Here is a 26,034-nt window from a genome sequence, read left to right as displayed (position 1 = left end):
ATTATGTCAGGTTGAGTAGAAGCGAAGTATTAATTTGCTATAACTTCAAGAATCTTAAAATTACTCTTTGGAGATTCACATAAAGAGCAACAAAAGGTTTCGGGTAAATCAGTAAACAAAGTTCCCTTTGAGATTCCCTGAGTTTTATCTCCGTATTCAGAATTGTAAAGCGTTAAGCATTCCTGACATTGGTAAATATCAAGCTGAGGTTTTTCTTTTTTCTGCGAATTTTCTATTGCATCGGGAATAGAATTTCCGAGTTCATCGAAATACTTCCTACTCAATTCGATCAGGATTGTTGGTAATTCAAGTTTGTCAATATCTTGCGAGTGCACAATATATTCTCGGGTATTCGCATCGAAATTCTTCGCAAATAAAACATTATAAGTGTCTCTGATTTTTATCGATTCAAGGTCTTTTGGCAACTCATTTTTTTCAACTACAATCGAAGTAAAATAATGTCCGTCACGATTGTATTCAGATATTCCAAAAGTTAATCCATAAGTACTAATGTCAAATTGGTCAAGCGTTCGAACCAGAAAAGTTTTAAGATTCAAAGCCCATTCCATTGCAACAGGCAAATGCCAGTTCAATTCTAATAAAGAATGACGGACGTTGATTCCTCTTTTTCCTAAAAACTTTTCCCATTCCAGTTTTCGGTCTTTCGGAATTCCTTTTATAATAAATGATTTCCATGGCGTGATACATATTTTGCCAATTTTGCAATCGAAACACAAATCACACATTTCCCTAAGAAAATCTAAATCGTACAAATTATTTCTCCAATATAAACCAAGCCAATATTGATCGATTCCCATTCTGTTCATTCCTTCATAATAAGGAAACGGATAAAACGGAATATTTAGCGGTTTGTCAATCGTTCTGTTATTTGTATCTAAAGTTTCGCTGACTAAACTAAAAAGCACATCAATATCATAAGATTCTTCGTTTGTGATTTTTTCAATTTCGTAATAAAGCTTCGAAATATCCCAGCTATAAATTAAAACGGGATAAACTTCCATGCGTTCCCATTTTGGTAAACGAATGTATAAATACCAATAATCCTCATGTTCTGAAGCTATAAAGTTGAGATGACCGGTAAACAACGGAACAAGTTGCTGTTTTGGATCATTGATATTGACTTTTAGTTTCGGCTGTTCTTTAAACTGCTCTAAAACGTACAAAAATTTGTTTCCGGTTAACCAGTTCGTATTTCTGAAAATGTCTGTAGAAACATAAGAAGAAACAATATTATTGCCGCTTTTTTCATTTGGAAACACAAAATGATGCTTGCCAATTTTTTCTTTGTCTATAGTTTTTAATCCTTTCGGAAAAATAATATCTTGTCTTGAACCAAAGGAAATTGAATTTAAACCTTGATCCATAGCGATATTAACTACTTCTCGTAATTCTCCAGGCGAAATAACGCCTCCTTTTACTATTAATCTTGTTAGTTCCATTTTTTGTTTGTTTCAAGTTTATTTTGTTTCAGGTTTTAGGTTTTTGGATTGTGTTGATTTAACCGCAAAGTTCGCTAAGGTTTTTCGCAAAGTTTCGCAAAGCTTTGGGCAAAGATTTAAAAGTAAAGCTTTGTGAACTTTTTCGATAGAAAACAATTAACATACAGCATATAAACTTTATAAACTTTGCGAAAAACCTTAGCGAACTTTGCGGTAAAATTTATGCTCAAAGTAAGTCAACAAGAAACCTGAAACCTGAAACAAATTTTTAAACTTTACATTTCGCTAGAATCTCTTTAACCTCTGTTTTACAGCTTCCGCAACCCAATCCGGCGCCGGTATTTTTACATAAATCAGTGAAATCGTTTACACCACTTTTAATTGCGTCTTCGATATTTCCTGCTCCAACCTGACTGCAGGAACAAACTAATTTTCCTAAAACAGGTTTTGCGTTTGAACTTCCTCTTAATAATGAATTCCTTTTATCCGATAATTCGATTTTACTTTCGATCATCGTTTTAAATTCGGCAAATTCATTTTTATCGCCCATTAAAATCGCTCCAACAAGCAAATCGTCTTTTACGATGCATTTTTTGTAATAACGTTTCTTTAGATCGGCAAAGACAATTTCTTCGTAAGAATCGTCGTTTTCTGGAATCGTAAGATCTCCGATACTACATAAATTAATATCTTCTAATTTTAGAATATTCATCAAAATCGAGCCTTTGTAGAAACTACTAATATCGCCCGCCATAAAATTAGCGAGAATATTTGCCTGTTCTTCAGCGGCAGAAGTGATTCCGAATAATTTATTATCAAATTCAGCTATTTCTCCAATAGCATAAATATCAGGATTTGAAGATTGTAAATACTGATTTACTTTTACGCCGCGACCACATGCAAGTCCGGTTTCGCGCGCAATTTCAATATTCGGAATTGTTCCAATAGTATAAACAATCGCATTTGCGGTTATGATTCTACCGCTTTTAAGGGCGATTTCTATCTCATTTGGATTCTCGGTTTCAAAAACTGTACTTACTTCATTATCAAAATAAATCTGAATATCACGAAGCTGAACTTCCTCGGCCAATAATTTACTCGAAATTAAATCTAATTGGCGTTCCATCAAACGTGAAGCTCTTTGAATAATGGTTGTTTTTACTTTTTTATGTTTTAAAGCTGCGGCTAATTCTAAACCTAATAATCCTCCGCCAATAATTACAACATGTTGTTCTTCAGGAGGCAAATTGGTGCTGTCAAGATGTTTTTTTAAACGATCGGCATCTTCTTTTCTTCTTACCGTAAATCGTCCCGGAAGATGAAGTTGTGCATTTTCAGGAATAAAAGGACGACTTCCGGTTGCCATTATCAGAGAATCATAAGTATGGATTTCGCCAAGACTATCGATTATTGTTTTTTCTTTGGCATTTATTTTATCAATTGCAACGCCCGCTTTCATGGTAATGTTCAGCTTATTTAAAGCTTCACCATCTTTAACTTTTAATAATTGTTCCCACGTAAATTCGCCCGTCATATATTCCGGAAGCAATACGCGATTGTAAAACGGATTTATTTCATTCGAAAAAACAATAATTTCATCTGTCCAATTAAATTCCCGATAGTTCTGAATAAATCTAAAAGAAGCTGCTCCGGCACCAATAATTGCAATTTTCTGAAAAGGTTTTACGTATTTGCTAATCGCAACTGTAGTGTATTTAAAATCAGGTTCTTTAGAAACCGGATCAACAACTGTATTGGTTAAATTATTAGTTCGGTTCAAGTCATTTTCCAGTTGTTTTCCCCAATGCATTGGCAGAAAAACTACTTTCTCTTTGATAGAATCAGTCACTTTTGCTTTAACACGAACTTCTCCGTTTTTGCTTGAAACAACAATTATATCACCGTTTTTGATATCATTTTTATAAGCATCAATTGGGTTTATTTCTAAAACCGGACTTGGAGTATGCGTCATTAATCGGGATACTTTTCCGGTTTTGGTCATTGTATGCCATTGATCGCGAACCCTTCCTGTTGTTAGTATAAACGGAAATTGCGGACTTGGTTGTTCTGATGTATTTTCAATTGCTGTTGGTAAATTGAAAATCGCTTTTTGCGAAGGCGTATAGAATTTTTTATCAGTAAAAAGGCGAGGAGTTCCCGGATGTCCATAATCCGGAACTGGCCATTGAAAAGTGCCTTCGGTTTTTAGTCGATGATAATTTAAAAATGAAATATCAATATTTGTATTTTTGGTTAACGCACAATGTTCTTTGTAAATTTCCTCGGCACTATTGAAATTAAAACCATGAAAATTCATTTTTTTAGCAAAGCGAATTAAAATTTCAATGTCCGATAAAGCTTCTCCGGGCGCATTAATTCCTTTAGGCAAATAAGAAATTCGACGTTCAGAGTTGGTCATAGTTCCTTCTTTTTCTAACCAACCTGCTGCGGGCAATAATAAATCGGCATATTTTGAAGTATCCGCATTATGCGAAATATCCTGAACAACAACAAATTTGGCATTTTGCAAAGCTTTTTCGATTCTGCGGGAATCCGGTAAACTCACCATAGGATTGGTACAAATAATCCAAACGGCTTTCATTTTTCCAGATTCTAAAGCTTCAAACATTTCTGTTGCCGTTAAACCCGGTTTATCTGAGATTTCATTAACGCCCCAAAAATCAGCAACTTCTTTGCGATGTTCCGGATTTGCAATGTCTTTGTGTGCAGCGAGTAAGGTTGACATTCCGCCAACTTCTCGTCCGCCCATTGCGTTGGGTTGTCCCGTTAATGAAAACGGACCAGAACCCGGTTTTCCAATTTGTCCCGTTAATAAAGATAAATTTAATAAAGCGGTATTTTTATCAACGCCAACGGCACTTTGATTTAATCCCATTGCCCAAAGCGAAATAAATCCTTTTGCTTTCCCGATAATGTCTGCGGCAAGTTTGATATCGTTTACCGAAATACCACAAAGTTTAGAAGCTTTTTCGAAAGAAGTATTTAAAACAAGGTCTTTATATTGTTTGAAATTTTCGGCATTATTTTTTACAAAATCGTGATCTACATATCCTTTTTCGATAATGCGTTTGGCGATTGCGTGATATAAAATAATATCAGATCCGGGAAGAATCTGCAAATGCAAATCGGCGAAAGCTGCTGTATCTGTTCGTCTTGGATCTACAACAATGATTTTTACTTTCGGATTTTTCTCTTTGTGTTTTTCAATTCTTCGAAATAAAATAGGATGACACCAAGCCGGATTTGCGCCTGTAATCAGGAAAGTATCGGCCAATTCGATATCATCATAAGCAATTGGAACAGAATCTTCTCCAAAAGTTTTTTTATAGCCCACAACGGCTGAACTCATGCAAAGTCTGGAATTGGTATCGATATTATTGGTTTTCAAAAAGCCTTTTACTAGTTTGTTAACCAAATAATATTCTTCGGTTAAACATTGCCCTGAAATATAAAAACCAACGCTATCGGGACCATGTTTTTTTATAATTGAAGTAAAAACCGCAGCGGCACGATCAAGAGCCGTATCCCAACTTACGCGTTCCAGCGGATAGGATTTACTACCACGCATTTCAGGATATAAAATTCGGTCAGAAGTATCATTGACTACATAATGCAAATTCATTCCTTTCGAACATAACATTCCTTTGTTGACAGGATGATCTTTGTCACCCGAAACCATCACGCCATTTTTAGCATCATTAGTTACGATAATTCCGCAGCCAACGCCACAATAGGAACAAGTAGTTTTGATTTTGGTATTTTGCATTATAACTCGTTTTTGAATACTAAATATGAATTTATATCTATCTAAGATGATTCACGTATATTGGTGTAAACAAAAATAAGTATTTTTACGTATAAATACGTAATTTTTGAAATTTTATTTTAAGTTTTGGAATAAAAAATAAAAAGGGAATTGTAAGAGGTAAAATTGGAGAATATTGTGAGAGTCAGTTCGTAGAGACGCATTGCAATGCGTCTCTACATGATGTGTGTAATTTATTTTTTCTTTCCGATAAATCGAATTACAGAACCTTTTCCGTTATGGAATAAACCTTCGTTCAGCTCGATTTCCTTTTCCTGCAATTCAATGATTTTATAATCAGGAAAATCAGCTTGAATTTCTTCAATAGAAAACAAAGATTCAATATCTTTTGGTCCGCCAACTTTGTTGTTTATAGCAAGATATTCGAGATGTTTTTTGCTGAAAGCTTCAAAAATAATGATTCCGTCTTTTCGCAAATAAGTCTCGAGTGTTTTGTGAATTGCTGATTTTATTTCTGCAGGAAAATGAGCGTAAATTAAAGCAATTGCATCAAATTGTTCGGTGTGATAATTCAAGGTTTCTAATTCTCCAACCTGATAATCAATTGTAACATTCTTGGCTTCGGCAAGTTTTAAGGCTTTGTTTTTTCCTTCTTCGCTTATATCAAAAGCTGAAACTTTCCAACCTAATTTTGCGGCATAAATCGCATTTCGACCTTCACCTTCGGCAGGAAAAAGAATTGTTCCGGGGTTTAATTTTTCAATTTGTTCTTTAAAATAATTGTTGGGTTCTTCGCCGTACGCAAATTCTTCGCTGCTGTAACGGTCGTCCCATCGCTGAGTCCAGTTGTTCATAGTTTATATATTAAATTTAATTATTAAAGGTTTGTGATCACTATACATAGTCCAGTCTTTGTAAGTGCCAATTTCGACACTTTCTAAAACTTCTATAAAATCATTTGATGCAAAGCAATAATCAAGATGATAAGGTTTGTTTTCGTGACGGTACATATACAAAGTTGGATGTTCTTCCTTGCCTTGTATCTGATTGTAATATTTGTGATAAGTACTAAAAATCTGTTTTGATTCTAATGTTTGCACAACCGTCGAGTGATTTCCTTCTCGTCGTGGTTTATCCCAAATGGTATTGCTATTAAAATCGCCAACTAAAATTGTTTTGGTTTCCTGAATCAAATCAGCATAATGATTAATTGCTTTCCAAACCTGAGTAACGTAAGCGCCATCTTTATCTTCGGGATTATTAGCCCAAACGGCAAACAAAGTAAAGTCAATTTTTCCGCCAGTTACGGCAATTGGTAAAATATTTTTGAAGCTTGGATTATGACAATCCAACAATTGAAATCGATAATCGCCATAAGAGAAAACACCAAGTCCTTTATGCGGATTTGTGCCATACCAAAGTATATCTGTTGGAGTTTTTATTCCGTCAGCGAACTTTAATTTTTCGGGATTTTCACACTCAGAAATAACAGCAATATCAGGATTGTAAGCCAAAATAAATTCGGCTTTTTTTCTGAATGCCATATTGCAATTCCAAGCTATGATTTTCATTGAATCAAAGATTTTGATTGTTTTCACGAGCTGGACACTCGCGCTTGCGGTGATTAAAGATAGCTCTTTTTAATCTGAACCTACAAGTTTTGTATTGCCATTATTGATGTCAATTTCTGCAAAGTCATGTTTTCCAATAACAACAAGTAGTTTATTTTTATTAAAACTTATATATCTTATTTGAGGTTCTCCAACTTTTGGTATTCCACAGACTGAAATTACATTTGTTTGCCATTTTAGTTTGTTTTTCTTGTAAGCAGATATTGTCTGTAAATCCTTTTCAACATAGTAAATAACATTGTTGATTTTAATTCCTCTCTTTTGTGTTTTTGCAAAATTTATTTCTGAATCTTTTGAAATTAAGTCTGCATTGTATTTTTGTGCAAAGCTTGATTGAGCAATAATGAACGTGAATAGAGATAGTTTAAAAAGTTTCTTCATAGGTTGATTTTGTTTGTTGAGCTTTGATTTGGGGGCGAAACTTTTTTTAAAATAAAATAATCTAAAATTTGGGATGAAATTATACTAAATAAAGCAATAAGTCGATAGTTTACATTTTGATGATGATAGTAATACGTATTTTTAATATCAGCTGAAGCGGTGTATTTTATAATTTGAGATTCTATAAAGCAATAGAAAAAATAAAATAAAACTAGAAGTGCTGAAAAAATTAAAATAGAAAGGAAGTTATTTCTTTTCTGTTTTTGTGATCTTGAAATAATATATAATCCAATGGGAATTAATGTAAGTATAAAACCTAAATCAGGAACAAAAAGTCTAAATTCCTTTCCTCCATAATATTCCAAATCATAATTTGCAATTTTTGAAATAAGCGTTCGTGTTAAAGTTCTGTACTCTATATCTTGAAGTAATCCGATAAAAAAGAATAGAATTATCGAAACGAATAAAATTATTATGCCTTTAAATTTCATTGGATAGTGTTGACTTTTTTGTGATTTTTAAGAAGAGCTAAAAGTAATGTTGTCAAAGAAATATTCTTAGAAAACTCATTCAAATATAATTAATTAAAGTACAGAATGAGTTTGCTGAAAAAACCAAAAAAATACCCTTTTTCAAAAAATGAAAAAGGGTAGAATATATAAGGAAAATTTAAAGTATTTATTTTTTAAAACTAAAAATTCGGCTTTAAATCTTAACCAACAAGTTTTGTTAAACCACTATTGATGTCAACTTCTGCAAAATTATGCTTTCCCATAACAACAAGTAGTTTGTTTGTATTAAATCCGACATATCTTATTTCAGGTTCACCGTTTTTTGGTTTTCCACAAACAGAAACTACATTTATCTGCCATTTTAGTTTGTTTTTTTTATAAGCAGATATTGTCTGTAAGTCATTTTCGACAAAGTAAATAATGTTGTTTTTTTTAATTCCTCTTTTTTGTGTTTTTGCAAAATTTATTTCTGAATCTCTCGAAATTAAGGTATCATTATATTTTTGCGAAAAACCTGTTTGAGTAACTATAAAAGTTAGCATCGATAATTTTAGAAGTTGTTTCATGGGATAGAATTTGGGGTTCATATTCGATTCAAATATAACTAATTAAAGCATAAAACAAGTTTTCGGAATGATAAAAAAAATACCCTTTTCCGAAATAGGAAAAGGGTAAAATATATAGGTGAAATTTGAAGATAAATTATTTTTTCCAGCTAAAAATTCTAGGATTAACAGAAATCATTAACCAAGCCCAATTATTGGTATGTCCCGCATCTCCGCCTTTTATAAATTCCATAGTTTTAGATCCAAACATTTGAGAATAACCACCAGAAACATTAATGTCTTTTCTAAAGCTATAGCCAAAAGTAGCATCAACTTCAGTTCCTAAATAAGAATCCATTTTTTCGTTTTGAGGAGCAGGAGTAACTACATCTGCAGCAGCTAAAAATACATGCGGAATCAAAGCAAATTGCCATTTGTTAGAATTATAGTTTAGTTTTAAGAAAGCATCTTGCAAACCAACATTTTTTAAGTGATTACCCACATAAAAATAATCCATATAACCGTTGAAACCGTGATTGGTACCAAATATTGGGTTAAATGATTTAATTACCGAACTTCCGTCATTTGTAGCTTTTCCAGAAAGAAATTCATAACCTAAACCAGCTTTAAAAGAATCAGTTATGCTATATCCAACGTTTATTGCAGCATCGAAAGCGCTAACTTGTTGATCCGTACTTTTTCCGGTTTGACCATAGAAACTTAAGTTACTGTCAATTTTTCCTGTTTTGTAGGTTAAATAAGTTCCAAAAGTTTGCATGTAATCTATGATTAATTCAGGATTAGGTGTTCTTGAAAATTCATAACCTGTATTTAATAACAATAGACTTGCTCCAATTTTATCAAAAGTGGTATGATACCAAGCATATTGCATTGTTTTGTAATTGGCTATTGTATAAGGTGTTTGAACAGTATTTTCGGCATTTGAATTATAAGCTAATCCCATGTCAAGTTGATGGTTTTTTGGATGAAAAGAAACCATTAACGCATCGTGACTTTGAGCTTGTTGCGCCCAATCCATTTCTCCCATAATACGTTGATTATCGTATGAAAGTACCTGACGTCCCATTCTGGCGCTCCACTTTTCGGTGAAATCGTATTGTGCCCATCCTTCAAAAACAGCTACACCATTTTTGTCTGCAGAAGCTGTAGTTGTTACATCTCCCCAGGTTCTGGTATTTTGAAAAGTTAATTTTACAGTTAATTGATCTTGTTTGTAATTGAAGTTTAATCTTGAACGTTGTGAGATTTGCGAAGTTCCATCCTGACCATCTAGTAAAAGCGATTTATAACCATTTCGATATTCAAAACGTGGTCTTATTTGTAAATTTACGTCTAATTCCTGTGCCTGACTATCAACACTTATTCCTGCTAATAGCAATAAAAGAATTATTTTTAGATTTTTCATAATTTGGTTTGTTTAGATAATGGTATAAAAGTATAAGAAAAAGATTTCTTTTTTTGTGATAATAATCATATTCCTAATTTTTAACTTCTAAAGAGTTTAATTTCGGTCAATAACTCTGGCTAAAATTGGTTGTTTTTCGTTCATGATTTTTGTTATTGTATAATGCATCCAAATCAGGCAAAGTGCTGAAAACACAAAGATAAAAATCCATGAACTTGACCAGATTCCTGTTGCGGTGAGCAAATATCCGAAAATTATCGGACCAAAAAAACCTCCCAAACCACCAATCATTCCAACCATTCCGCCAACAACGCCAATTTCAGTTGGGAAATACTCCGGAATATGTTTGTAAACAGCAGCTTTTCCAATTCCCCATGAAATTCCAATAAGTATTACCAGAACCAGAAAAACCCACATATTTGCATCGAATTTAATAACAGTAATTCCTTTGGCAAGTAACTCTTTCTTTTTTACGGTTTGATTTTGTTCTACAACAACTTGTTGCCATGAAGTTTTAGTTGGCAAGATAGCATTTTCATTTTGATTCTCTTTTCTTTGAGCGACTGCAAAATCGGTATCTCCAATTTTTACTTTTTCGTTTGAAACAGAAGTTATTGTACCTTTTTTAGTAGCCAAAACGCCTGGACCAGTTGTCGTAATTTCCATTTTCGGAATCATTAATAAAGCGCTTAAAATTACAGAAGAACTCAAAACCCAATACATCACTTTTCTTGCCCCGAATTTATCTGATAAGTAACCGCCAAAAGCTCTGATTACGCCAGATGGCAAACTAAAAAGCGTTGCAAATAATCCGCCCATAACAAGACTGGTTTGATAAACGTTCATAAAGTTGGGTAAAAGCCATTGTGAATAAGCAACAAAACACCCGAAAACTAAAAAGTAATACGCTCCAAAACGCCAAACTCTGGCACATTTTAAGGATTGTAGCATTTGTGAAACGGTTTTGGTATTGTTTTCTATTTTTTTGTTTGTGGCAAAAATTAAAAAGGCAATTCCAATAATAACTAACGCAATTGCGTAAATAACAGGAAGTATTTTCCAGCCATTTTGAGGATCATTAATAGAGAAATGATTCAATAACGATGGTGCTAAAAAAGTTGTAATTGCGGCTCCGGCATTTCCCATTCCGAAGATTCCAAGTGCGCGTCCTTGCCATTCTTTTGGATACCAAATAGAAGTATAACCAATTCCGACAGCAAAACTGGTTCCAACCATTCCGAATAAAAAACTTAAGATTGCAAACGTTACAAAACTATCTGCATAAGGCAATAAAAATAACGGAATCGAGCAGAGGAGAAGTAAAAGGGAAAAAACATATTTTCCGCCATATTTATCTGTTAATATACCAATTGGTAAACGCATAATAGATCCGGTTAGAATTGGGATTCCCAATAACCAACCGACTTGTACAACGCTCCAATGAAAAATGCCATTGTCAACCAAAAAAGTTACCAATACACCGTTTAATGTCCAACAAGCAAAACATACGGTGAAGGCTAAAGTATTCAAAAATAAAATCTTGTGTGATTGTGATAAAGAGTTTGTATTTTTCATAGTACTTAGATTTGTTTTACCAAATGTAAATACTTATAAGTATTAATACTTAATTTTATCTAAGTATTTTGAGTTTAATAAGTAGATTTACCAACATCACAAAATTGATTCTCTATTTTATTAAAATGCTATTTTTAAAAGGTTCTTTTTATCGTTTAAACAGATTTACAAAAGCGAATATTCTGTTGCTTTGTTCGAAAGTTCCATTAAATTCTTCACTTTAAGCTTTTTCATTAGATTAAAACGGTGAACTTCGGCAGTTCGTTTGCTAATTTCCAGTGCTTCAGCGATTTCCTTGTTGCCTTTTCCGGATAATAAAAGCGTTAGAATTTCTTTTTCTCTTTTGGTAATCATCATTTCTTCGCCTAAATTTTGTTTAGGTTCAAGGGAATTTGAAACATTTGTCAATTGACTGATTAATATCGAAGAAATATCTCCGCTAAAATATTTTCCGCCCGCTGCCACAGTATGCAGCGCTTTTAGGAATTCTTCTTTGCTCGAACCTTTCAATAAATAACCATCGGCTCCGGCCTTGATAGATTTCAATACGTATTCTTCAGATTCATGCATCGAAAGCATAATAATTTTTACGTTATTACTTTCGCTTCTAAGTTTTTCTACTACCTCGATACCAGTTAAATTTGGCATACGAATATCTACTATAAGTAAATCCGGTTTACTGGTTGTAACAACTTCAAGAGCATCGGCGCCATCAATAGCTTCGCCTACAACCTCAATGTTTGCTTCGTTTTCCAGTAAAGATTTTATCCCATCTCTTACAAATACATGATCATCTGCCAGAACTACTCGAATATTATTGCTCATGATTTACTTAATTTTGATTCTTGATTTTTACGTATATTCATCTAAAAAGAAGATGCTAAGATACGTAATTTTTGTAATTTTTTATAATTAGATAATTTGTCAATTAGAAAATATCTTAATTAGAAAATGTGCCAATTAGAAAATTAGATAATTCGTTGTAGACTTTTGTCTATTTTCTTTTTTGAAGAAGTATTTTGTCATCTCGACGAAGGAGAGATCACACAAGTAGATCGACAAAGATTGATTTTTCTGCGTCTTCTAAACCTGACAGGTTTTTAAAACCTGTCGGGTTTGGCGTAAGTACGAGTTTCCGGATAAGATAAGATTGCGAAAACCTTTGTCAAAGTTTCAAATTTTGACAAAGGTCTGCGTGTAGAAAATTATCTAATTATCTAATTGACAAATTATCTAATTATTAAATAGGAATATTAAAAGTAATCCTCGTTCCTTCGCCGGGAATTGATTTAATAAAAACGCGTCCGTTGATGTATTGAATTCTTTCTTTCATGAACAATAATCCCATTCCGGATTCGCTGTTGCGTTTTTTGTCGACGGCATGTATATCAAAACCTTTACCGTTGTCGTCTATAATTATGCTTAATAAAGTATCGCTGTGCGAAAGTTGCACGATAATATGCGACGATTCAGCATATTTTATGGCATTGTTAATTGCTTCTTGAGTTAAGCGATAAATATTGATTTCGATCAAAGAATCCAGACGCTGATTAAAATCGGTTTTATTGTAGAATAAAATTTCTTTTCCGGTTAATTTCGAAAGTTCCTGCGTAAGTTTTGCGAGAGAAGAAACAATACCGTGATCGCTTAATTCCGGTGGCATCAGGTTGAAAGTTGCCGTGCGAACACCTTTGATAATATCAAGCGATAATTTCTTTAAATATTCTATTTTTTGAGCTGCTTTTTCCTTGTCGTCCAGATTAATACTTTCCAAACTGAATTTTAATCCCGTAAGCATTTGACCAATTCCGTCATGAATTTCTTTGGCTATTCGGTTTTGTTCGTTTTCCTGATTTTCGACAATTTTGCTGGAAATAATCTTCTGCTGATTGATTTTTTCGGTGCTGTTTTCAATGTTCAAACGCTCGACTTCACGTTGCGCTTTTTTGCGTTCTGTAATATTGAAACAAACAATCAAAAGTTCTAATTCGTCCTTTTTAATCATTACCGGAACCATCGATAAATCGAGCCAAATCGTTTGCGCTTCCTTATTGACGATTTTGATTTCGCCTTGCCAGCCGCTTCGTTGTTTTTCGAAAATAATGCGGTCAATATTAAGCTGTTCTTTTTCGTCAGTCGTTAAGATTTCTGAGAACTTTTTATTGGATAAAAACTTAGTGTAATTTAAAAGTTTTGCAAATTTTTCTCCAACATGAATAATCGAACCATCGGGAGCAATGCGGCAATAAAGCAAGGTGTTTTCCATTGCATAATTGAGCGATTTTAATTCTTTTACCGAGTTTTCTTTGATTTCACTGATGATTTCTGTGTCGTGTGCAAGTTTTAAAGCTTTCTTTTCAGAAGATAAAAGTTTTGCAATCAGTTTTTCGATTTTCTTATTTGTAGGTTTAAAAATGAAGAAGAATTCTAAAAGCAAAACCAAAAGTGTAAAACCGAAAATCCAATATTCGATCTTGCGTTGTTCCGTAACTTTTTCGTGTGCTTCGAGATCGTATTGCGTTACAATCTGATTCATTTTTGAAAGGAAAACACCTTCATTTTCCAGAATAAGTTGAACCAGTTTTTGATTATTGGCTAAGTTATTTTTCTGTTCTAAATTTAGCAGAAACAAATCTGTTGTTTCGGCGATTGTTGTGAAATTTGGTTTTATTTCACGATATAATTTTGTGAGTGTTTCGCTTTTTTCTTTTGGGAAAGCCAAACTATCACTGCCATTTTCTAAAGCATTTTGAGTGGTTTTCCAAAGTGATAAAACTTCTTTTAAGTGCGAAATTTGTTGTGGAGAAGTATTAGCAGAAACATAATGTAAAATCAATATTTCCTTGACAATTTTCTGACTCAGCATTCTTTGCTTTCCCGAAATATTGATGATTTTAGAATCGCTTAATTGTTGTTTTAAATTGTATTGAACCAGAAACTGACTTAAAATGATGGTTATAGCAATAGTCAGAAGTGCAAAAAAATACAGACGTCGTAAATTTTTGAAAGTGATTTTATCTGCAGCTTCCTGATTGTTTTTTTTCATTCGAAAATAAGATCTGTCTTTTTTGGCGAGAATATAATTTGCTTTTAAATGATTTTATAAAAGCATTTACAATCCTAAAGATGCTTTTATTAAGTTTAAGTTTTCTTCAGAATAACTAATTTTTAAAGCTTCCTGATGTCCTTTGTCAGACATTTTATCCCAGGTTTTTTTAATGATATTTTTTAATTTTTCTTCGTCGTGTTTGTGTACAAAAGGATCGAGATAATATTCTAAAAATACCAAACAAATTACATCTTCAAGTAATTGAGTTTCGGCATCTTTTTTAAGTAATTTTTTTTCGATTAAAAATGAAACACGATCAATAAATTCTTGTCTATATCCAGCTTTTTCTAAGATTCCTGCGGTAGTTTTGGCGTGGAATTTTTTAAGTTCTTCGCGCCATTTCAAATACCCAACACGATCCATTGGATAAGATTCTCTTGCAACTTTCCATCGACAAATGTGTTGTGCTTTTGACGCAATCTGAATTTCTTCTGAAGCTTCAGGTTCAAATTGCATTAATCTTTCGTACATCCTGTTTGAATATAATAATTCCTTTGGATATTCGACATTTTGGTCAATTTCGATATTCGGATCCTGAGCGTTTTCAGCATCAATCCATTCGCTTGCTTTTTGAAAAGGTGTGTTCATTTTTTTGGTTAGATAATAGAATTCAAATATACGGAATTAAGTAGAAAAGTCGAAAGTTGATTGTCTAAAGGAGATGAAAGAAGCAAGAAGCAAGATTTGAAAAACTTTATTGTCTTGTTTCTTTCATCTTGGTTCTTTCATCTTGTTTCTTAAAAGTCTAATCTACAAATCCAACAAACACTTCGTCTTCAATAACCTTAACCGGATACGTTGCAATTTTAAAATCGTCGCCATTTAGGTTCGAACCGTCAACTAATGAGAATGTTTTTTTGTGCATTGGACACGCAATTTTTGGAATATCATCTGTTGATCCGGTCATTCCTCTTGCGAGAACCATTTCCATTTTGTGCGGACAGGCATTTTGGCAAGCGTACCATTCATTGCGACGCGCAAAATTGAAAATAGCAATTTGTTTGTTTTTATATTTAATGCAACCACCACGATTGGTTGGGAAATCTTCTGTTTTTCCGGCTTTGAACCAAATTGTTGCATCACTTGGGTGAACGGTTTCATATTGATTTAAGATTTCTTCCATTGGATTCAAATTTTAGTTTCCTGTTTCTTATCCCTCTTTTTACAATCAAGAGAGTTATGATGGCGCAGTAAAAAAGAGGGTAAGAGGACAGCAAACGTTAGCGATATTTTTTTTCTTTTTTTTGGAGCTGTATTTTTTAATTAAAAATTGAGAATTAAAAATTAAAAATCTTTGAAACTGCAATTTTTATAATAACTATACTATGTTTATTTAAACAAGTGAAACGCCTTTTTTGAGTTCATAAAATCTATGTTTCTATGTGTTTAAATAATTATGTATAAAGTTTTACGACCACGCTTTTGGCGCTTTTTGATCTCTTAGCGGAACAAAAACAACATTATCATCTTTCTCTTCAGAGTTTACAAAATGATTGAAGCGTTTTAATAATCTTGGTTTTTCAAGAACTTGTTTCCATTCACATTCAAAAGTGTTTACCAAAGTCTGCATTTCGGCTTCGAGAGTTTCACAAATTCCCAGAGAATCTTCGATAATTACTTCTTTCAAATATTCTAAACCTCCGTCTAGTTTTTCCAGCCAGGTTGCGGTTCTAACAAGCGGACCAGCCGTGCGGATGTAGTACATTAAATAGCGATCCATGTATTTGATCACAGTTTCTTTGTCGATTTTCTCTGCGAGTAAAACAGCGTGTTTTGGATTTGCTCCACCATTTCCAGCGATATATAAATTCCAACCGCCTTCAACTGCAATTAGTCCGAAATCTTTTCCTCGAGCTTCGGCGCATTCGCGAATACAAGCCGAAACGCCACCTTTAAGTTTATGAGGAGAACGAATTCCTTTGTATCTGTTTTCTAATTCTATGGCAAATCCGGCGCTGTCGTCCATTCCGTAACGACACCACGCATTTCCTACGCAGCTTTTTACGGCGCGAAGGGATTTTCCATAAGCGTGACCGCTTTCAAAACCATTATCGATTAGTATTTTCCAGATTTTCGGTAAATCACTTAAATGCGCTCCGAACAAATCGACACGTTGCGCTCCGGTAATTTTGGTGTATAAATCAAACTGTTTGGCAACTTCTCCAATCACGATTAATTTTTCGGCAGTAATTTCTCCTCCCGCAACTCTTGGCACCACAGAATAAGTTCCGTTTCGTTGAATATTAGCCAAAAATCTATCGTTTGTATCTTGCGTCGTAACGTGTTTGTTTGCAGTGTCATTATAAATACTCGAGAAAATCGAAGCTATAACAGGTTTACAAACTTCGCAACCATCGCCTTTGCCGTGATGATCGATAACTTCGTAAAAATTCTCGTATTTATTGATTTTTACCAAGTCGAATAATTCCTGACGCGTATAACTAAAATGCTCACAAATAACATCTTTGACTTCTTTTCCTAATGATTTTTGAGTAGCTTTTACCAAATCAGAAACCATTGGTTTACAACCTCCACAACCAGAAGTAGCTTTGGTATGTTTGACAACATCTGAAAAATTAGAACAAGTTTCGTCCAGAAGCGAACAACAAATAGAACCTTTAGTAACGTTTTCGCAAGAACAAATTACGGCTGTGTCCGGCAAATCCAGAACGCTTCCTAAACTTGAACCTTCAGAACCATCACGAGATCCTAAAATCAGATCTTCGGGATTTTTAGGCAACGCCATTGCATTACTGTAAATCTGAAAAAGTGAATTGTAATCGCTGGAATCTCCAACTAAAATTCCGCCTAATAAAGTTTTAGAATCTTTGGTTACGTTGATTCTTTTATAAATTCCGCTTAATTTGTTTTCATAAATGATTGCGGTTACAGCATCATTTTCGACAAAAGGATCACCAAAACTCGCAACTTCAACACCAATTAATTTCAATTGTGTCGACATATCGATGGTTTCTCTCATGGTTTTAGAACCATTTAAGATTTGCTCAGCGGCTACATCGGCCATTTCGTAACCCGGAGCAACAAGTCCGTAAATGTTTTGATTGTATAAGGCAACTTCGCCAATCGCAAAAATAGAAGGATCTGATGTTTGCATTTGATTGTTTACCACAACGCCGCCTCGCAAACCAACTTCAAGACCGGAAACTCGGGCTAATTCATCGCGAGGTTTAATTCCGGCAGAAATAACCAACATGTCTACTTTTAACAATTCTTCGTCAGCAAACATCATTCCCGTTATGCATTCTTTTCCGTCGATATATTGTGTCGCTTTATTGAGATGAATACCAATATTTAATTCTTCGATTTTTGATTGCAGCATATCGCTTGCGCCTTTGTCTAATTGTCTGGGCATCAATCGTGGTGCAAATTCTACAACATGCGGATTCAGTCCTAAATCCCGAACGGCTTTTGCAGCTTCAAGACCTAATAATCCGCCACCTAAAACTGCCGCTTCTGTTGCACCTTTTTGTTTTATTTTTTTGGCATAAGCCATAATCGCATCCAGATCTTCGATAGTTCTGTAAACAAACACGCCTTCTTTTTCGACACCATCAATAGGAGGAACAAATGCCGAAGAACCTGTTGCCAGAACTAAGTAATCGTACGTATGAGTTTTTTCTAAATGTGTATGTATTGTTTTTTCTTCTCTGTTAATGTCAGTAATTAACTCTGAAGTGTTTAGAGTAATGTTGTTTTCGGCATACCATTCACTGGTAGATAACGAAAGATCATCGGCTGTTTTTCCTCCAAAGTATTCACTTAAATGAACTCTGTCATAAGCGCGTCTGGGTTCTTCGCCAAAGACTGTAATCTGATACTTTTCCTGTCCTGATTTTGCAATGAATTTTTCGCAAAATTTATAACCAACCATGCCGTTTCCAACTACTATTACTCTAATCATGATTTCTTTAATTAAGTATTACTACGCAAATATAAGTATTTGTACTTATAAAAATACGTATGTAAGTAATTTTTTTAAGTAGTGTTTTATTTTTTTCTACGTATTTTGTCTCAATCTTTTAAGTAGCGCGGGTTCGAAGCTTTTTTGATTTTTAGATTTTTTTTGTAATTGTGTTATTTTTCTTAAATTTATAAGGGATTTGCCCTAAAAAAATCATAAAAAACGAGGCTTGACAATCTTTGGCTCAGTTTTTTCTAACGTGATGGCATAATAAAAAATATATAATATGAAAAAAGTACTTTTACTATGTGTCTTAACAACTGTTGTGTTAAGCTGCAAGTCAGTCGCAGTTAAAAATTCGAACATGAAAGAAACAACTTTTAAAGTAACTTCAGACGAAGAAGATCTAACAGTTTATTTTAAAGCTACTGGAAATGAACCATTTTGGGGATTGAAAATAGGGAAGGACCAAACTGTTTTTACATCATTGATTGAAGGAATGGAGTCTGTAAGTTTTAAATCTGTTGAACCTATCAGAGCGATGGATGCGAATGTAAAAATGTATAGACTTGACAACGGAAAAACGTCTGCTACAGTTACAATTCAGCAATTTGATTGTCAGGATTCAATGTCAGGCGAAAAATCACCTTATACAGTTAAGGTAGAAATTAACAATAAAACCTTAAATGGCTGCGGAAAATATATTACAGATTACCGCTTGCATGACATTTGGGTTTTAGAGGAATTAAACGGAAAAAAAGTTGTTCTTACTGATTTTCAAAGAGAATTACCAAGAATTGAAATCCATGCTGCCGATAATAAATTTATGGGATTTGGAGGTTGTAATTCTATTGGTGGAACTATTTTCTATGAGAAAGATTTATTGAGATTTTCAAATGTAATTTCGACATTGATGGCTTGTGCGCCTGGTAATAAAGAAGGTGAATTTATTAAAGCGCTTCAAAGTACAACCACTTATACTATTGGAAACAATAGATTAACACTTTCTAATCCTTCAGGAAAACTTTTGGTTCTTAGAAAAGTAGATTAATTTTTGAAATGTCTTAATCTGTTTTAAAAATAACGTACAGTGTACTATGATGCATTATAGTTGAAATATTTTTGTAAAATAAAACTTATAAAAAGTTATTTTACATGAAAAAGATTTTAATGTTATTTATTGCAGTTTCATTAGCTTACAGCTGCAAATCAACTAAGAATGCAAATGCAACGACAGTTGCAAGTTCGGTTGAAAAGAAAATACAACAAACCTGGATTTTAGAAAATCTAAACGGGAAAATTGTTACTGAAAAAGATTTTTCAGTCTTACCAAAAATCGTAATGAGTCCGTCAACATTCTCAGGATCTACAGGATGTAATGCTATTAAAGGAAATTTATTTTCGAAAGGAGCAGGACAAATTCAGTTTTTGAATTTTACTTCAGAAACTAAAAAATGCGATGCAAAAAAAGAAGGTGAGTTTTCGCAATTGTTAAAAACAACTTCAGGTTATTCAGTAGAGAATAATAAGCTGATGCTTTCAAATCAATTTGGATTGACGATGTCTTTCAAAAAAGGTTAATTAAAGCAACTTCAAAATAAAAAGGCTTCGATTAATTTCGAAGCCTTTTTTGTATCATTTTGTCATTTCGACGGAGGAGAAATCCACAAGAAAAAAATCCGTTTAAATCCGCGTTTTCGCGATAGCGAATCCGTAAAATCCGCGTACAATCTCACATTCCTACTCCAATTCCTCTGTTATATCTTTTTCTTCATCAACAAAATCCAATTCCAAAGCACGAACAGTCTGAACAGCATTTCCGGCAATACCACGAATAGAACCGTACATTCCTAAAGTATTGTGAATTACCTTTTCGATTTGTTTTTCACGTTGTTTCCAGATACGTTGCATCGCTCTTTTTTCAGAATCAAGATCGCTTTGCATTTGCGTAAAACCTTCAACAATACCTTCGATTTGTAAACGGAATTCATTGCTTGTTAAGAAATCATACAACATCGACATTTTATCTCCTTTGTTTTCCTGCGCCTGAACTGCCTGACTTACCTGAATTAAAGACTGACGTAAAACGGCACTTAAACCTTTAAATTCTTCGTAAGTACAAATCCAGATTCCGTCACGCATTCCCATTCGGTCCATTCCGGCAGGCATAACTTCGGTTACTAAAACACCAATATTCGCTCTTTTGGTTCTAATATCATTTTTAAATTTCTCAATCCAAGCGGGTTGAAAAGCTTTTGTACGCTTACTTTCGTAATAAATAGAGCCACAATTTTGCAATTCACGTGTATTTACAATTTGAAGACAATCCGCACCATTTGCGCCTTTTTTAATTTCATCAATCGTATCTAAAGGGAAATTATTTGCCAGCCATTCCTCAATCGCCAATTCCATTACTTCACCTTGCAATTGCATAGAACCTTGTTCCTGCTTGCGTTTCATTTCTTCAATCAGTTTCTTTTGATCGTCTGATTGTTTCTGATATTCTTTGATTTTTAGCTCGTTTTTTTCTTCTTCCTGTTTTCGGATTTTATCACGTTCCAAAACTAAAGTTGCATTAAGTTGCTTTTGAGCTTCGGCTTCGATTGCTTCTTTCATCTCCAGTTTTTCACGCTGAAGTTTAGCAATTTCACCTTCCATTTTATTAAGTTCGCGAAGTTTCTCTGATTTCTCAGAAAGTTCTTTTTCCATCGCAAGTAAACGATCTTTATTTTCTTCGGCGAGTTTATTTTTTACTTTTTCGGTAATTTCTTTTTCGGCCGTTTTTTTCTCGCGTTCTAAGCGTTCAGCAAAAAGTTCATTTTCCTGTTTCTTTTTAGCTTCAAATTCGGTTTTTGCTCTTTCGAATTGCTCGTTTTTAAGTTCTAATTCTTTGGCTTGAGCATTTGCCTTTTGTTGATATTCTTTACGGATACTATCTTCTAACTGATGCTTTAAAATATCATTTACATCGATAGTTGTTCCGCAGTTTGGGCACTGAATTGAAGATTGCTCTGCCATTTTTATTTATTTTATTGAGTAGAATTATAATTTGCTAAGGTATTTAAAAATTGAGGTTTTTTTGCCACGAATTCCCCGAATTTTCACGAATTGTTTTGTGTTAATGCGAATGGTTTTGATTCATTAATCTCGCAAAGTCGCAGAGCCGCAAAGTTTTTTTGTTTCACGCAGATTTTGCAGATTGAGCAGATTTTTTAATCATTTTAATCTTTTAATCTGTGGCTTTAAAAAATAGAATGAAGTGCCATAACGTTTTTTGTAACTATTGATTATCCGTGCTGTTTGTCATTTCGACGGAGGAGAAATCCTCGCAAGAAACTCTGCAATCAAAATCGCTAATCTTTGTCGAGCCACTAGTGTGATTTCTCGTTCCTCGAAATGACATAAAATGAGAAAAAAACTTTGCAACTTTGCGTCTCTGCGACTTTGCGAGATTATTTTAAAGTATGCAATTTAAGTACTTATAAAAATTATTTTTTACGGATTTCCATCGTTTCAAATAATTCGTAGAAACAACTTTACCTTTTAAAATTCAATAAAAAGTCAACAGTAGATTTCGTAATTTCAGAATCGTCTTCTTTTGAAGTTATTAGCGAAACATCCGTAAACAAATTCACTTTTTTTAATTCGATAAAACCAATTTCAGAATCTTGATTGTTCTTGGCAATGTTAGAAGGAACAATCGAAATCCCTAATCCGTTTTTGACCAATTGTACGATCGAATTGATATTGTTTGCTTCGTGAACTACTTTTGGCGTGAAGCCATAAAATGCACAAAGTTCCAGTAAAACTTCATGATAATGTGGCGCATAATCTTTGTTGAAAAACACAAAAGTTTCGTCTTTTAGATTCGGGATTTCTTTTTCGGAATTAATTCGAATCAGGCTTTTATTATAAACAACCGAAAATCCGTCCTGAAACCATAATTGCGATTTTATTTTAGGAGATTTTATCGGAGAACGAATAATTCCTAATTCGATTTTTCCTTGCTCTAAAGCGTCGATTTGTTTGGTTGTTGAAACTTCAAATAATTTGAAATTTACATAAGGAAATTGCTCTTTCAGATGTTTTATCAATTCTGAAATTACAGCCGAATAAATCGAACTTATATAAGCGATTCTAAATTCGCCGGAAACATTTTCGGCTATTTTTTTCGTTTTAACGGAAATACGCTCGAGATCTTTAAAAAGTTCTTTTACTTCTTTTTCGAAATATTTTCCGGCTTCTGTAAGTACTACTTTTTTATTGTTCCGAATGAAAAGCTTCGCCTGAATTTCTTCTTCCAATTCGATAATTTGTCGGCTTAATGGCGGTTGCGAAATAAATAGTTTTTCAGCAGCTTTAGTAAAGTTTAATTCTTCGGCTACAGCTAAAAAATATTTTAAGTGACGTAATTCCATAAATACCTATTAAGTATTAATAATTGACAAAATAAGTATTTTTGAAGTATATATCAAAGTGGTAGTTTTGATAAAAAAATATATGGCACGCAGATGACGCGGATTAAACTGGTTTGCACGGATTTTTTATTTTTTGGTGAGTAATAAAAAAGTTATGCCGCTGATTAAAAGTATTTATACAGATTCTTTTTATTATTAAATTTAAAATCATTTTATCCCGATAGCTATCGGGAGTCGCAAAAAAAACAGGCAAAGTATATAAAAAAATACATCTGCGCTAATCAGTTTAATCCGTAAAACCCGTGGGCAATAAAAAAACAAAAAACTATGAAAAAATCAACTATTGAAGAAATCAGAGAACGATTTGACAATGATGTCGAGCGATTTTCGAATTTAGAAACGGGACAAGTGGCGACAATCGACGCTACAATTTCTTTAGAATTAATTACGGAAGCTTCTAAAAGAATTGTTCCAAATGCGGTTAATGTTTTGGATATTGGATGCGGCGCTGGAAATTATACTTTAAAAATGCTTTCGAAAGTTCCGAATTTGAATTGCACTTTGGTCGATTTGAGTTTGCCAATGTTGGATCGTGCTTTTGATAGAGTTTCAAAAGAAACTAATGGAAATGTAGCCATAAAACACGGCGATATTAGGGAAGTAGATTTACCGGAAAATCATTTTGATATTATTTTGGCTGGAGCGGTTTTGCATCATTTACGTGATGATCAGGATTGGGAAACGACTTTTACTAAGATTTTCAAATTGTTAAAACCTGGCGGATGTTTTATGATTTCGGACTTAATTACTCAGGATACTGAATTGTTAAACGAGTATACTTGGCAGCGTTATGGCGATTATTTAGAAGGAATTGGCGGCGCAGAATATCGTCAGAAAGTTTTGGATTATGTAGAGAAAGAAGATTCGCCAAGATCAATGAATTACCAATTGGATTTGATGAAGAAGATTGGTTTTAGAAGCGTCGAAATTTTGCACAAGAATATGTGTTTTGGTGCTTTTGGCGGAATCAAGTAACTTTTTTGCCACGAATTGCTTCGCCTGTTCGCTATCGCTCGGGTCACGAGTTTTATTTTTAAAATCTATGCGGATAATATTTATTTTAATTCGTGAATTCATGGCTAATAAAATTATGCTTCTGCAGGCATCGGAAATTTGTTTCTTAAATCAAATACCAATTCCGAAACTCCATTTTTCTGTAAATAATCCAGTTTTTCAACAGCTTCTTCTAGAGTTGGAATATGTCCTTTTGGAATCCACCACATAGCGGTATGGGCTTTTCCAAATTTCAGAAACCATTCTTTACGGCGTTTTAAAAAATCACTGTGAAATGTTTTATACATATAATATTCCAGTGTTTCAATATTCTCCCAAACGGAAACATTTACAATTATCTGTTCATCATTATACTGATTCAGATTTGTTGCATTATAACTGTCATCTTTTAATCTCCAGACAAATCCATCACTATTTTCGGCTAAAGTATTGATGAGTTCTAAATTATCTGTGAATTCCTTCATGATTGGATCGTTGATATCGACTCCTTTCATTTTGGCAATATTAATTTCGGCAAGATGATAATGACTCATATTTGTATGGTTTTGAATATGAGGCAAGTTAGTTTTTTTGGAATAAATTTTACAGTATAATATTAACAATAACTTTTTTTAATGTGATAAACAGTCACATTTTGTTGACGTAATCAAAGCGTAATCAAAAAAAAGTCCCGTTAGAGCAATGTCATTTAGTTAATTGGAAATCTACAAAATTACTTAACAGTTTAATCAAGAAAGTAATTAGAAAAATCCGTTTTTATCAGCGTTTTCGCTTTAGCGAATCAGTACAATCAGCGTCTAATTTTGACGCGGATAAAACAGATTTACTTCGTAAAAACGCGGATAAAAACGGATTTTATTTTCTAAAAGCTTAACTTAATGACATTGCCCGTTAGGAATTCAATGTTGTTATAGTTTGAAAAATAAATTAAATTACATCAACAACAATTTTCCCAACCGCAGAACCATCGCTTACAGCTTTATGTGCTTCCATGGCATTGTCCAAAGTGAATTTTCTAGAATCGATAATTGGTTTTAATTTTCCTTCTTCGATTAGTTTTGTCGTTTGTTTTAGGATATCACCATGATGTTTTCTTCTTTCATTACCAATCATTGGATGAAGTACAAAAACGCCATGAATACTTGCAGAACGAAGCGAACTTGTTGCAAGTGTATGTGTTCCAAATGCATAACAACTTGCGATTTGACCGTAATGACGAATGGCTTTTAAGGAATCATCAAAAGATTGTCCACCAAGTGTATCGTAAATAACATCAAAACCATTTCCGTCGGTGTATTGATTTACGTAATCTTCAACTGGAGTATTTTTATCGATTGGAGTTGCTCCAAATGATTTTACAAAATCTGCTTTTTGTTCAGAAACTGTTGCATAAACATCGGCACCAAGATTTTGAGCAAGCTGAACCACCATATGACCAACGCCTCCGGCTCCGGCATGAACCAGAACTTTGTCGCCTTTTTGTACTTTGGCTCTGTCAATCAAACCTTCCCAAGCGGTAAGCAATACAAGCGGAACTCCGGCAGCTTCTTTCATGGTTAAGTTTTTCGGTTTTATCGCTAATAAATCAGCATCGACAGCAATATATTCGGCTAGAGTTCCCTGAAGTCCAAGAACGCCTCCGGCAAGTCCGTAAACTTCGTCGCCGACTTTAAATTCTGTAACGCCTTCGCCAATTGCTTCGATTACTCCGGCAAGATCTGTTCCTAAAACGGCAGGTAAAACCGGTGATGCATAAGGCGAAAGTCCAAGTCTGATTTTATTATCGATTGGGTTTACGCCACTTGCGTGTATTTTTACTAAAACTTCTCCTTTTTTAGGAGTTGGTTTTTCGATTTCGGTGCTTACAAATTCAGATTCGTAAGTATTAGTTAATAGTGCTCTCATTGTTTTCAGATTAAAGTATTTGTACCGTTTTATAAACCTGAATTGGTGCAGCGACTAAACTTTCGCTTTTAGCTATAAAATCAAGTAAATACGGTTGATTATTATGGATGTCAAGACCTGGCTGATCTTGCCATTCTTCCCAAATAATAAAAACATTTTCGCTATGGTGAAGATCGTAACGAACACAAGCAGCTTCTTTTCTGGTTTCGGTAACCAAATGATTTAACATGCTTTGAACTTGTTCTATATTTTCGGGTTTGCTTTTAAAAATTGCTGTAATTGAGATCAT

Annotated in this window: 22 protein-coding genes; 3 read left to right on the top strand and 19 right to left on the bottom strand. The window is 33.7% G+C overall.

The window, feature by feature from the left end:
* Positions 1 to 29: 29 nt before the first annotated feature.
* From WN975_RS11200 to nirB, 14 genes are all read right to left on the bottom strand, one after another.
* On the bottom strand, positions 30 to 1,460 hold the full coding sequence (locus WN975_RS11200; protein WP_337966604.1) for a rubredoxin: 1,431 nt from the start codon (positions 1,458 to 1,460) through the stop codon (positions 30 to 32).
* A 268-nt stretch (positions 1,461 to 1,728) separates the two neighbouring features.
* A complete protein-coding gene (locus WN975_RS11195) occupies positions 1,729 to 5,247 on the bottom strand; it encodes a molybdopterin-dependent oxidoreductase (protein WP_337966603.1) in 3,519 nt (1,172 codons plus the stop codon).
* 233 nt (positions 5,248 to 5,480) lie between these two features.
* Entirely contained in the window at positions 5,481 to 6,101 is a 621-nt protein-coding gene (locus WN975_RS11190) for a class I SAM-dependent methyltransferase (RefSeq protein ID WP_337966602.1), read from the bottom strand.
* A gap of 3 nt (positions 6,102 to 6,104) precedes the next feature.
* The gene (locus WN975_RS11185) at positions 6,105 to 6,818 is read right to left on the bottom strand and encodes an endonuclease/exonuclease/phosphatase family protein (protein WP_337966601.1); all 714 of its coding nucleotides are present in this window, start codon (positions 6,816 to 6,818) and stop codon (positions 6,105 to 6,107) included.
* A gap of 69 nt (positions 6,819 to 6,887) precedes the next feature.
* Positions 6,888 to 7,259 (bottom strand): hypothetical protein, encoded by a 372-nt coding sequence (locus WN975_RS11180; protein WP_337966600.1) that lies wholly within the window; start codon positions 7,257 to 7,259, stop codon positions 6,888 to 6,890.
* On the bottom strand, positions 7,256 to 7,750 hold the full coding sequence (locus WN975_RS11175) for a hypothetical protein (protein ID WP_337966599.1): 495 nt from the start codon (positions 7,748 to 7,750) through the stop codon (positions 7,256 to 7,258). Before WN975_RS11175 ends, WN975_RS11180 begins: the two co-directional genes overlap by 4 nt.
* A gap of 221 nt (positions 7,751 to 7,971) precedes the next feature.
* Entirely contained in the window at positions 7,972 to 8,337 is a 366-nt protein-coding gene (locus WN975_RS11170) for a hypothetical protein (RefSeq protein ID WP_337966598.1), read from the bottom strand.
* Positions 8,338 to 8,473: 136 nt separating this feature from the next.
* Complete coding sequence (locus tag WN975_RS11165; protein WP_337966597.1) at positions 8,474 to 9,742, bottom strand: alginate export family protein; 1,269 nt, start codon at positions 9,740 to 9,742, stop codon at positions 8,474 to 8,476.
* A 96-nt stretch (positions 9,743 to 9,838) separates the two neighbouring features.
* Positions 9,839 to 11,317 (bottom strand): MFS transporter, encoded by a 1,479-nt coding sequence (locus tag WN975_RS11160; protein WP_099708747.1) that lies wholly within the window; start codon positions 11,315 to 11,317, stop codon positions 9,839 to 9,841.
* Positions 11,318 to 11,482: 165 nt separating this feature from the next.
* Positions 11,483 to 12,142, bottom strand: coding sequence for a response regulator transcription factor (locus WN975_RS11155; protein ID WP_337966596.1), 660 nt, complete (start codon positions 12,140 to 12,142; stop codon positions 11,483 to 11,485).
* Between the two features lie 415 nt (positions 12,143 to 12,557).
* A complete protein-coding gene (locus WN975_RS11150; protein ID WP_337966595.1) occupies positions 12,558 to 14,363 on the bottom strand; it encodes a type IV pili methyl-accepting chemotaxis transducer N-terminal domain-containing protein in 1,806 nt (601 codons plus the stop codon).
* A gap of 66 nt (positions 14,364 to 14,429) precedes the next feature.
* A complete protein-coding gene (locus WN975_RS11145) occupies positions 14,430 to 15,014 on the bottom strand; it encodes a DUF4202 domain-containing protein (protein ID WP_337966594.1) in 585 nt (194 codons plus the stop codon).
* 157 nt (positions 15,015 to 15,171) lie between these two features.
* A complete protein-coding gene (nirD, locus tag WN975_RS11140; RefSeq protein ID WP_099708743.1) occupies positions 15,172 to 15,549 on the bottom strand; it encodes a nitrite reductase small subunit NirD in 378 nt (125 codons plus the stop codon).
* Positions 15,550 to 15,834: 285 nt separating this feature from the next.
* Positions 15,835 to 18,348, bottom strand: a complete 2,514-nt coding sequence (nirB, locus tag WN975_RS11135; protein ID WP_337966593.1) for a nitrite reductase large subunit NirB — start codon at positions 18,346 to 18,348, stop codon at positions 15,835 to 15,837.
* Between the two features lie 364 nt (positions 18,349 to 18,712).
* Here nirB and WN975_RS11130 point away from each other — a divergent pair, with 364 nt between their 5' ends.
* Together WN975_RS11130 and WN975_RS11125 are read left to right on the top strand one after the other, a co-directional pair.
* Entirely contained in the window at positions 18,713 to 19,399 is a 687-nt protein-coding gene (locus WN975_RS11130; RefSeq protein WP_337966592.1) for an META domain-containing protein, read from the top strand.
* 104 nt (positions 19,400 to 19,503) lie between these two features.
* Positions 19,504 to 19,929, top strand: a complete 426-nt coding sequence (locus WN975_RS11125; RefSeq protein WP_337966591.1) for an META domain-containing protein — start codon at positions 19,504 to 19,506, stop codon at positions 19,927 to 19,929.
* Positions 19,930 to 20,088: 159 nt separating this feature from the next.
* Here WN975_RS11125 and WN975_RS11120 read toward each other — a convergent pair whose 3' ends face one another.
* Together WN975_RS11120 and WN975_RS11115 are read right to left on the bottom strand one after the other, a co-directional pair.
* Complete coding sequence (locus WN975_RS11120) at positions 20,089 to 21,366, bottom strand: DUF2130 domain-containing protein (protein ID WP_099708739.1); 1,278 nt, start codon at positions 21,364 to 21,366, stop codon at positions 20,089 to 20,091.
* 518 nt (positions 21,367 to 21,884) lie between these two features.
* A complete protein-coding gene (locus tag WN975_RS11115) occupies positions 21,885 to 22,766 on the bottom strand; it encodes a LysR family transcriptional regulator (protein WP_337966590.1) in 882 nt (293 codons plus the stop codon).
* 327 nt (positions 22,767 to 23,093) lie between these two features.
* Between WN975_RS11115 and WN975_RS11110 the strand changes: the two genes are divergently transcribed.
* On the top strand, positions 23,094 to 23,801 hold the full coding sequence (locus WN975_RS11110; RefSeq protein ID WP_337966589.1) for a methyltransferase domain-containing protein: 708 nt from the start codon (positions 23,094 to 23,096) through the stop codon (positions 23,799 to 23,801).
* A 113-nt stretch (positions 23,802 to 23,914) separates the two neighbouring features.
* Here the strand turns inward: WN975_RS11110 and WN975_RS11105 are convergent, their stop codons facing one another.
* From WN975_RS11105 to WN975_RS11095, 3 genes are all read right to left on the bottom strand, one after another.
* The gene (locus WN975_RS11105) at positions 23,915 to 24,373 is read right to left on the bottom strand and encodes a DUF3291 domain-containing protein (RefSeq protein ID WP_337966588.1); all 459 of its coding nucleotides are present in this window, start codon (positions 24,371 to 24,373) and stop codon (positions 23,915 to 23,917) included.
* A 394-nt stretch (positions 24,374 to 24,767) separates the two neighbouring features.
* Complete coding sequence (locus WN975_RS11100; RefSeq protein ID WP_337966587.1) at positions 24,768 to 25,745, bottom strand: zinc-dependent alcohol dehydrogenase family protein; 978 nt, start codon at positions 25,743 to 25,745, stop codon at positions 24,768 to 24,770.
* 10 nt (positions 25,746 to 25,755) lie between these two features.
* Positions 25,756 to 26,034, bottom strand: coding sequence for a putative quinol monooxygenase (locus WN975_RS11095; protein WP_337966586.1), 279 nt, complete (start codon positions 26,032 to 26,034; stop codon positions 25,756 to 25,758).

The organism is uncultured Flavobacterium sp. (assembly GCF_951805225.1).
Classification (GTDB): Bacteria; Bacteroidota; Bacteroidia; order Flavobacteriales; family Flavobacteriaceae; genus Flavobacterium.
The sequence above is the reverse complement of the archived record's forward strand: the minus strand, read 5'-3'. Positions and strand labels throughout refer to the sequence as shown.

What these genes read in the sequence shown, in the direction of transcription:
- WN975_RS11130 (WP_337966592.1), top strand. Translation starts at nt 18,713, where the DNA reads ATGAAAGAAACAACTTTTAAAGTAACTTCAGACGAAGAAGATCTAACA.
- WN975_RS11185 (WP_337966601.1), bottom strand. Translation starts at nt 6,818, where the DNA reads ATGAAAATCATAGCTTGGAATTGCAATATGGCATTCAGAAAAAAAGCC.
- WN975_RS11100 (WP_337966587.1), bottom strand. Translation starts at nt 25,745, where the DNA reads ATGAGAGCACTATTAACTAATACTTACGAATCTGAATTTGTAAGCACC.
- WN975_RS11105 (WP_337966588.1), bottom strand. Translation starts at nt 24,373, where the DNA reads ATGAGTCATTATCATCTTGCCGAAATTAATATTGCCAAAATGAAAGGA.
- WN975_RS11180 (WP_337966600.1), bottom strand. Translation starts at nt 7,259, where the DNA reads ATGAAGAAACTTTTTAAACTATCTCTATTCACGTTCATTATTGCTCAA.
- WN975_RS11155 (WP_337966596.1), bottom strand. Translation starts at nt 12,142, where the DNA reads ATGAGCAATAATATTCGAGTAGTTCTGGCAGATGATCATGTATTTGTA.
- WN975_RS11160 (WP_099708747.1), bottom strand. Translation starts at nt 11,317, where the DNA reads ATGAAAAATACAAACTCTTTATCACAATCACACAAGATTTTATTTTTG.
- WN975_RS11145 (WP_337966594.1), bottom strand. Translation starts at nt 15,014, where the DNA reads ATGAACACACCTTTTCAAAAAGCAAGCGAATGGATTGATGCTGAAAAC.
- WN975_RS11125 (WP_337966591.1), top strand. Translation starts at nt 19,504, where the DNA reads ATGAAAAAGATTTTAATGTTATTTATTGCAGTTTCATTAGCTTACAGC.
- WN975_RS11190 (WP_337966602.1), bottom strand. Translation starts at nt 6,101, where the DNA reads ATGAACAACTGGACTCAGCGATGGGACGACCGTTACAGCAGCGAAGAA.
- WN975_RS11095 (WP_337966586.1), bottom strand. Translation starts at nt 26,034, where the DNA reads ATGATCTCAATTACAGCAATTTTTAAAAGCAAACCCGAAAATATAGAA.
- WN975_RS11200 (WP_337966604.1), bottom strand. Translation starts at nt 1,460, where the DNA reads ATGGAACTAACAAGATTAATAGTAAAAGGAGGCGTTATTTCGCCTGGA.
- WN975_RS11175 (WP_337966599.1), bottom strand. Translation starts at nt 7,750, where the DNA reads ATGAAATTTAAAGGCATAATAATTTTATTCGTTTCGATAATTCTATTC.
- WN975_RS11120 (WP_099708739.1), bottom strand. Translation starts at nt 21,366, where the DNA reads ATGGCAGAGCAATCTTCAATTCAGTGCCCAAACTGCGGAACAACTATC.
- WN975_RS11150 (WP_337966595.1), bottom strand. Translation starts at nt 14,363, where the DNA reads ATGAAAAAAAACAATCAGGAAGCTGCAGATAAAATCACTTTCAAAAAT.
- WN975_RS11195 (WP_337966603.1), bottom strand. Translation starts at nt 5,247, where the DNA reads ATGCAAAATACCAAAATCAAAACTACTTGTTCCTATTGTGGCGTTGGC.
- WN975_RS11110 (WP_337966589.1), top strand. Translation starts at nt 23,094, where the DNA reads ATGAAAAAATCAACTATTGAAGAAATCAGAGAACGATTTGACAATGAT.
- nirD (WP_099708743.1), bottom strand. Translation starts at nt 15,549, where the DNA reads ATGGAAGAAATCTTAAATCAATATGAAACCGTTCACCCAAGTGATGCA.
- WN975_RS11115 (WP_337966590.1), bottom strand. Translation starts at nt 22,766, where the DNA reads ATGGAATTACGTCACTTAAAATATTTTTTAGCTGTAGCCGAAGAATTA.
- nirB (WP_337966593.1), bottom strand. Translation starts at nt 18,348, where the DNA reads ATGATTAGAGTAATAGTAGTTGGAAACGGCATGGTTGGTTATAAATTT.
- WN975_RS11170 (WP_337966598.1), bottom strand. Translation starts at nt 8,337, where the DNA reads ATGAAACAACTTCTAAAATTATCGATGCTAACTTTTATAGTTACTCAA.
- WN975_RS11165 (WP_337966597.1), bottom strand. Translation starts at nt 9,742, where the DNA reads ATGAAAAATCTAAAAATAATTCTTTTATTGCTATTAGCAGGAATAAGT.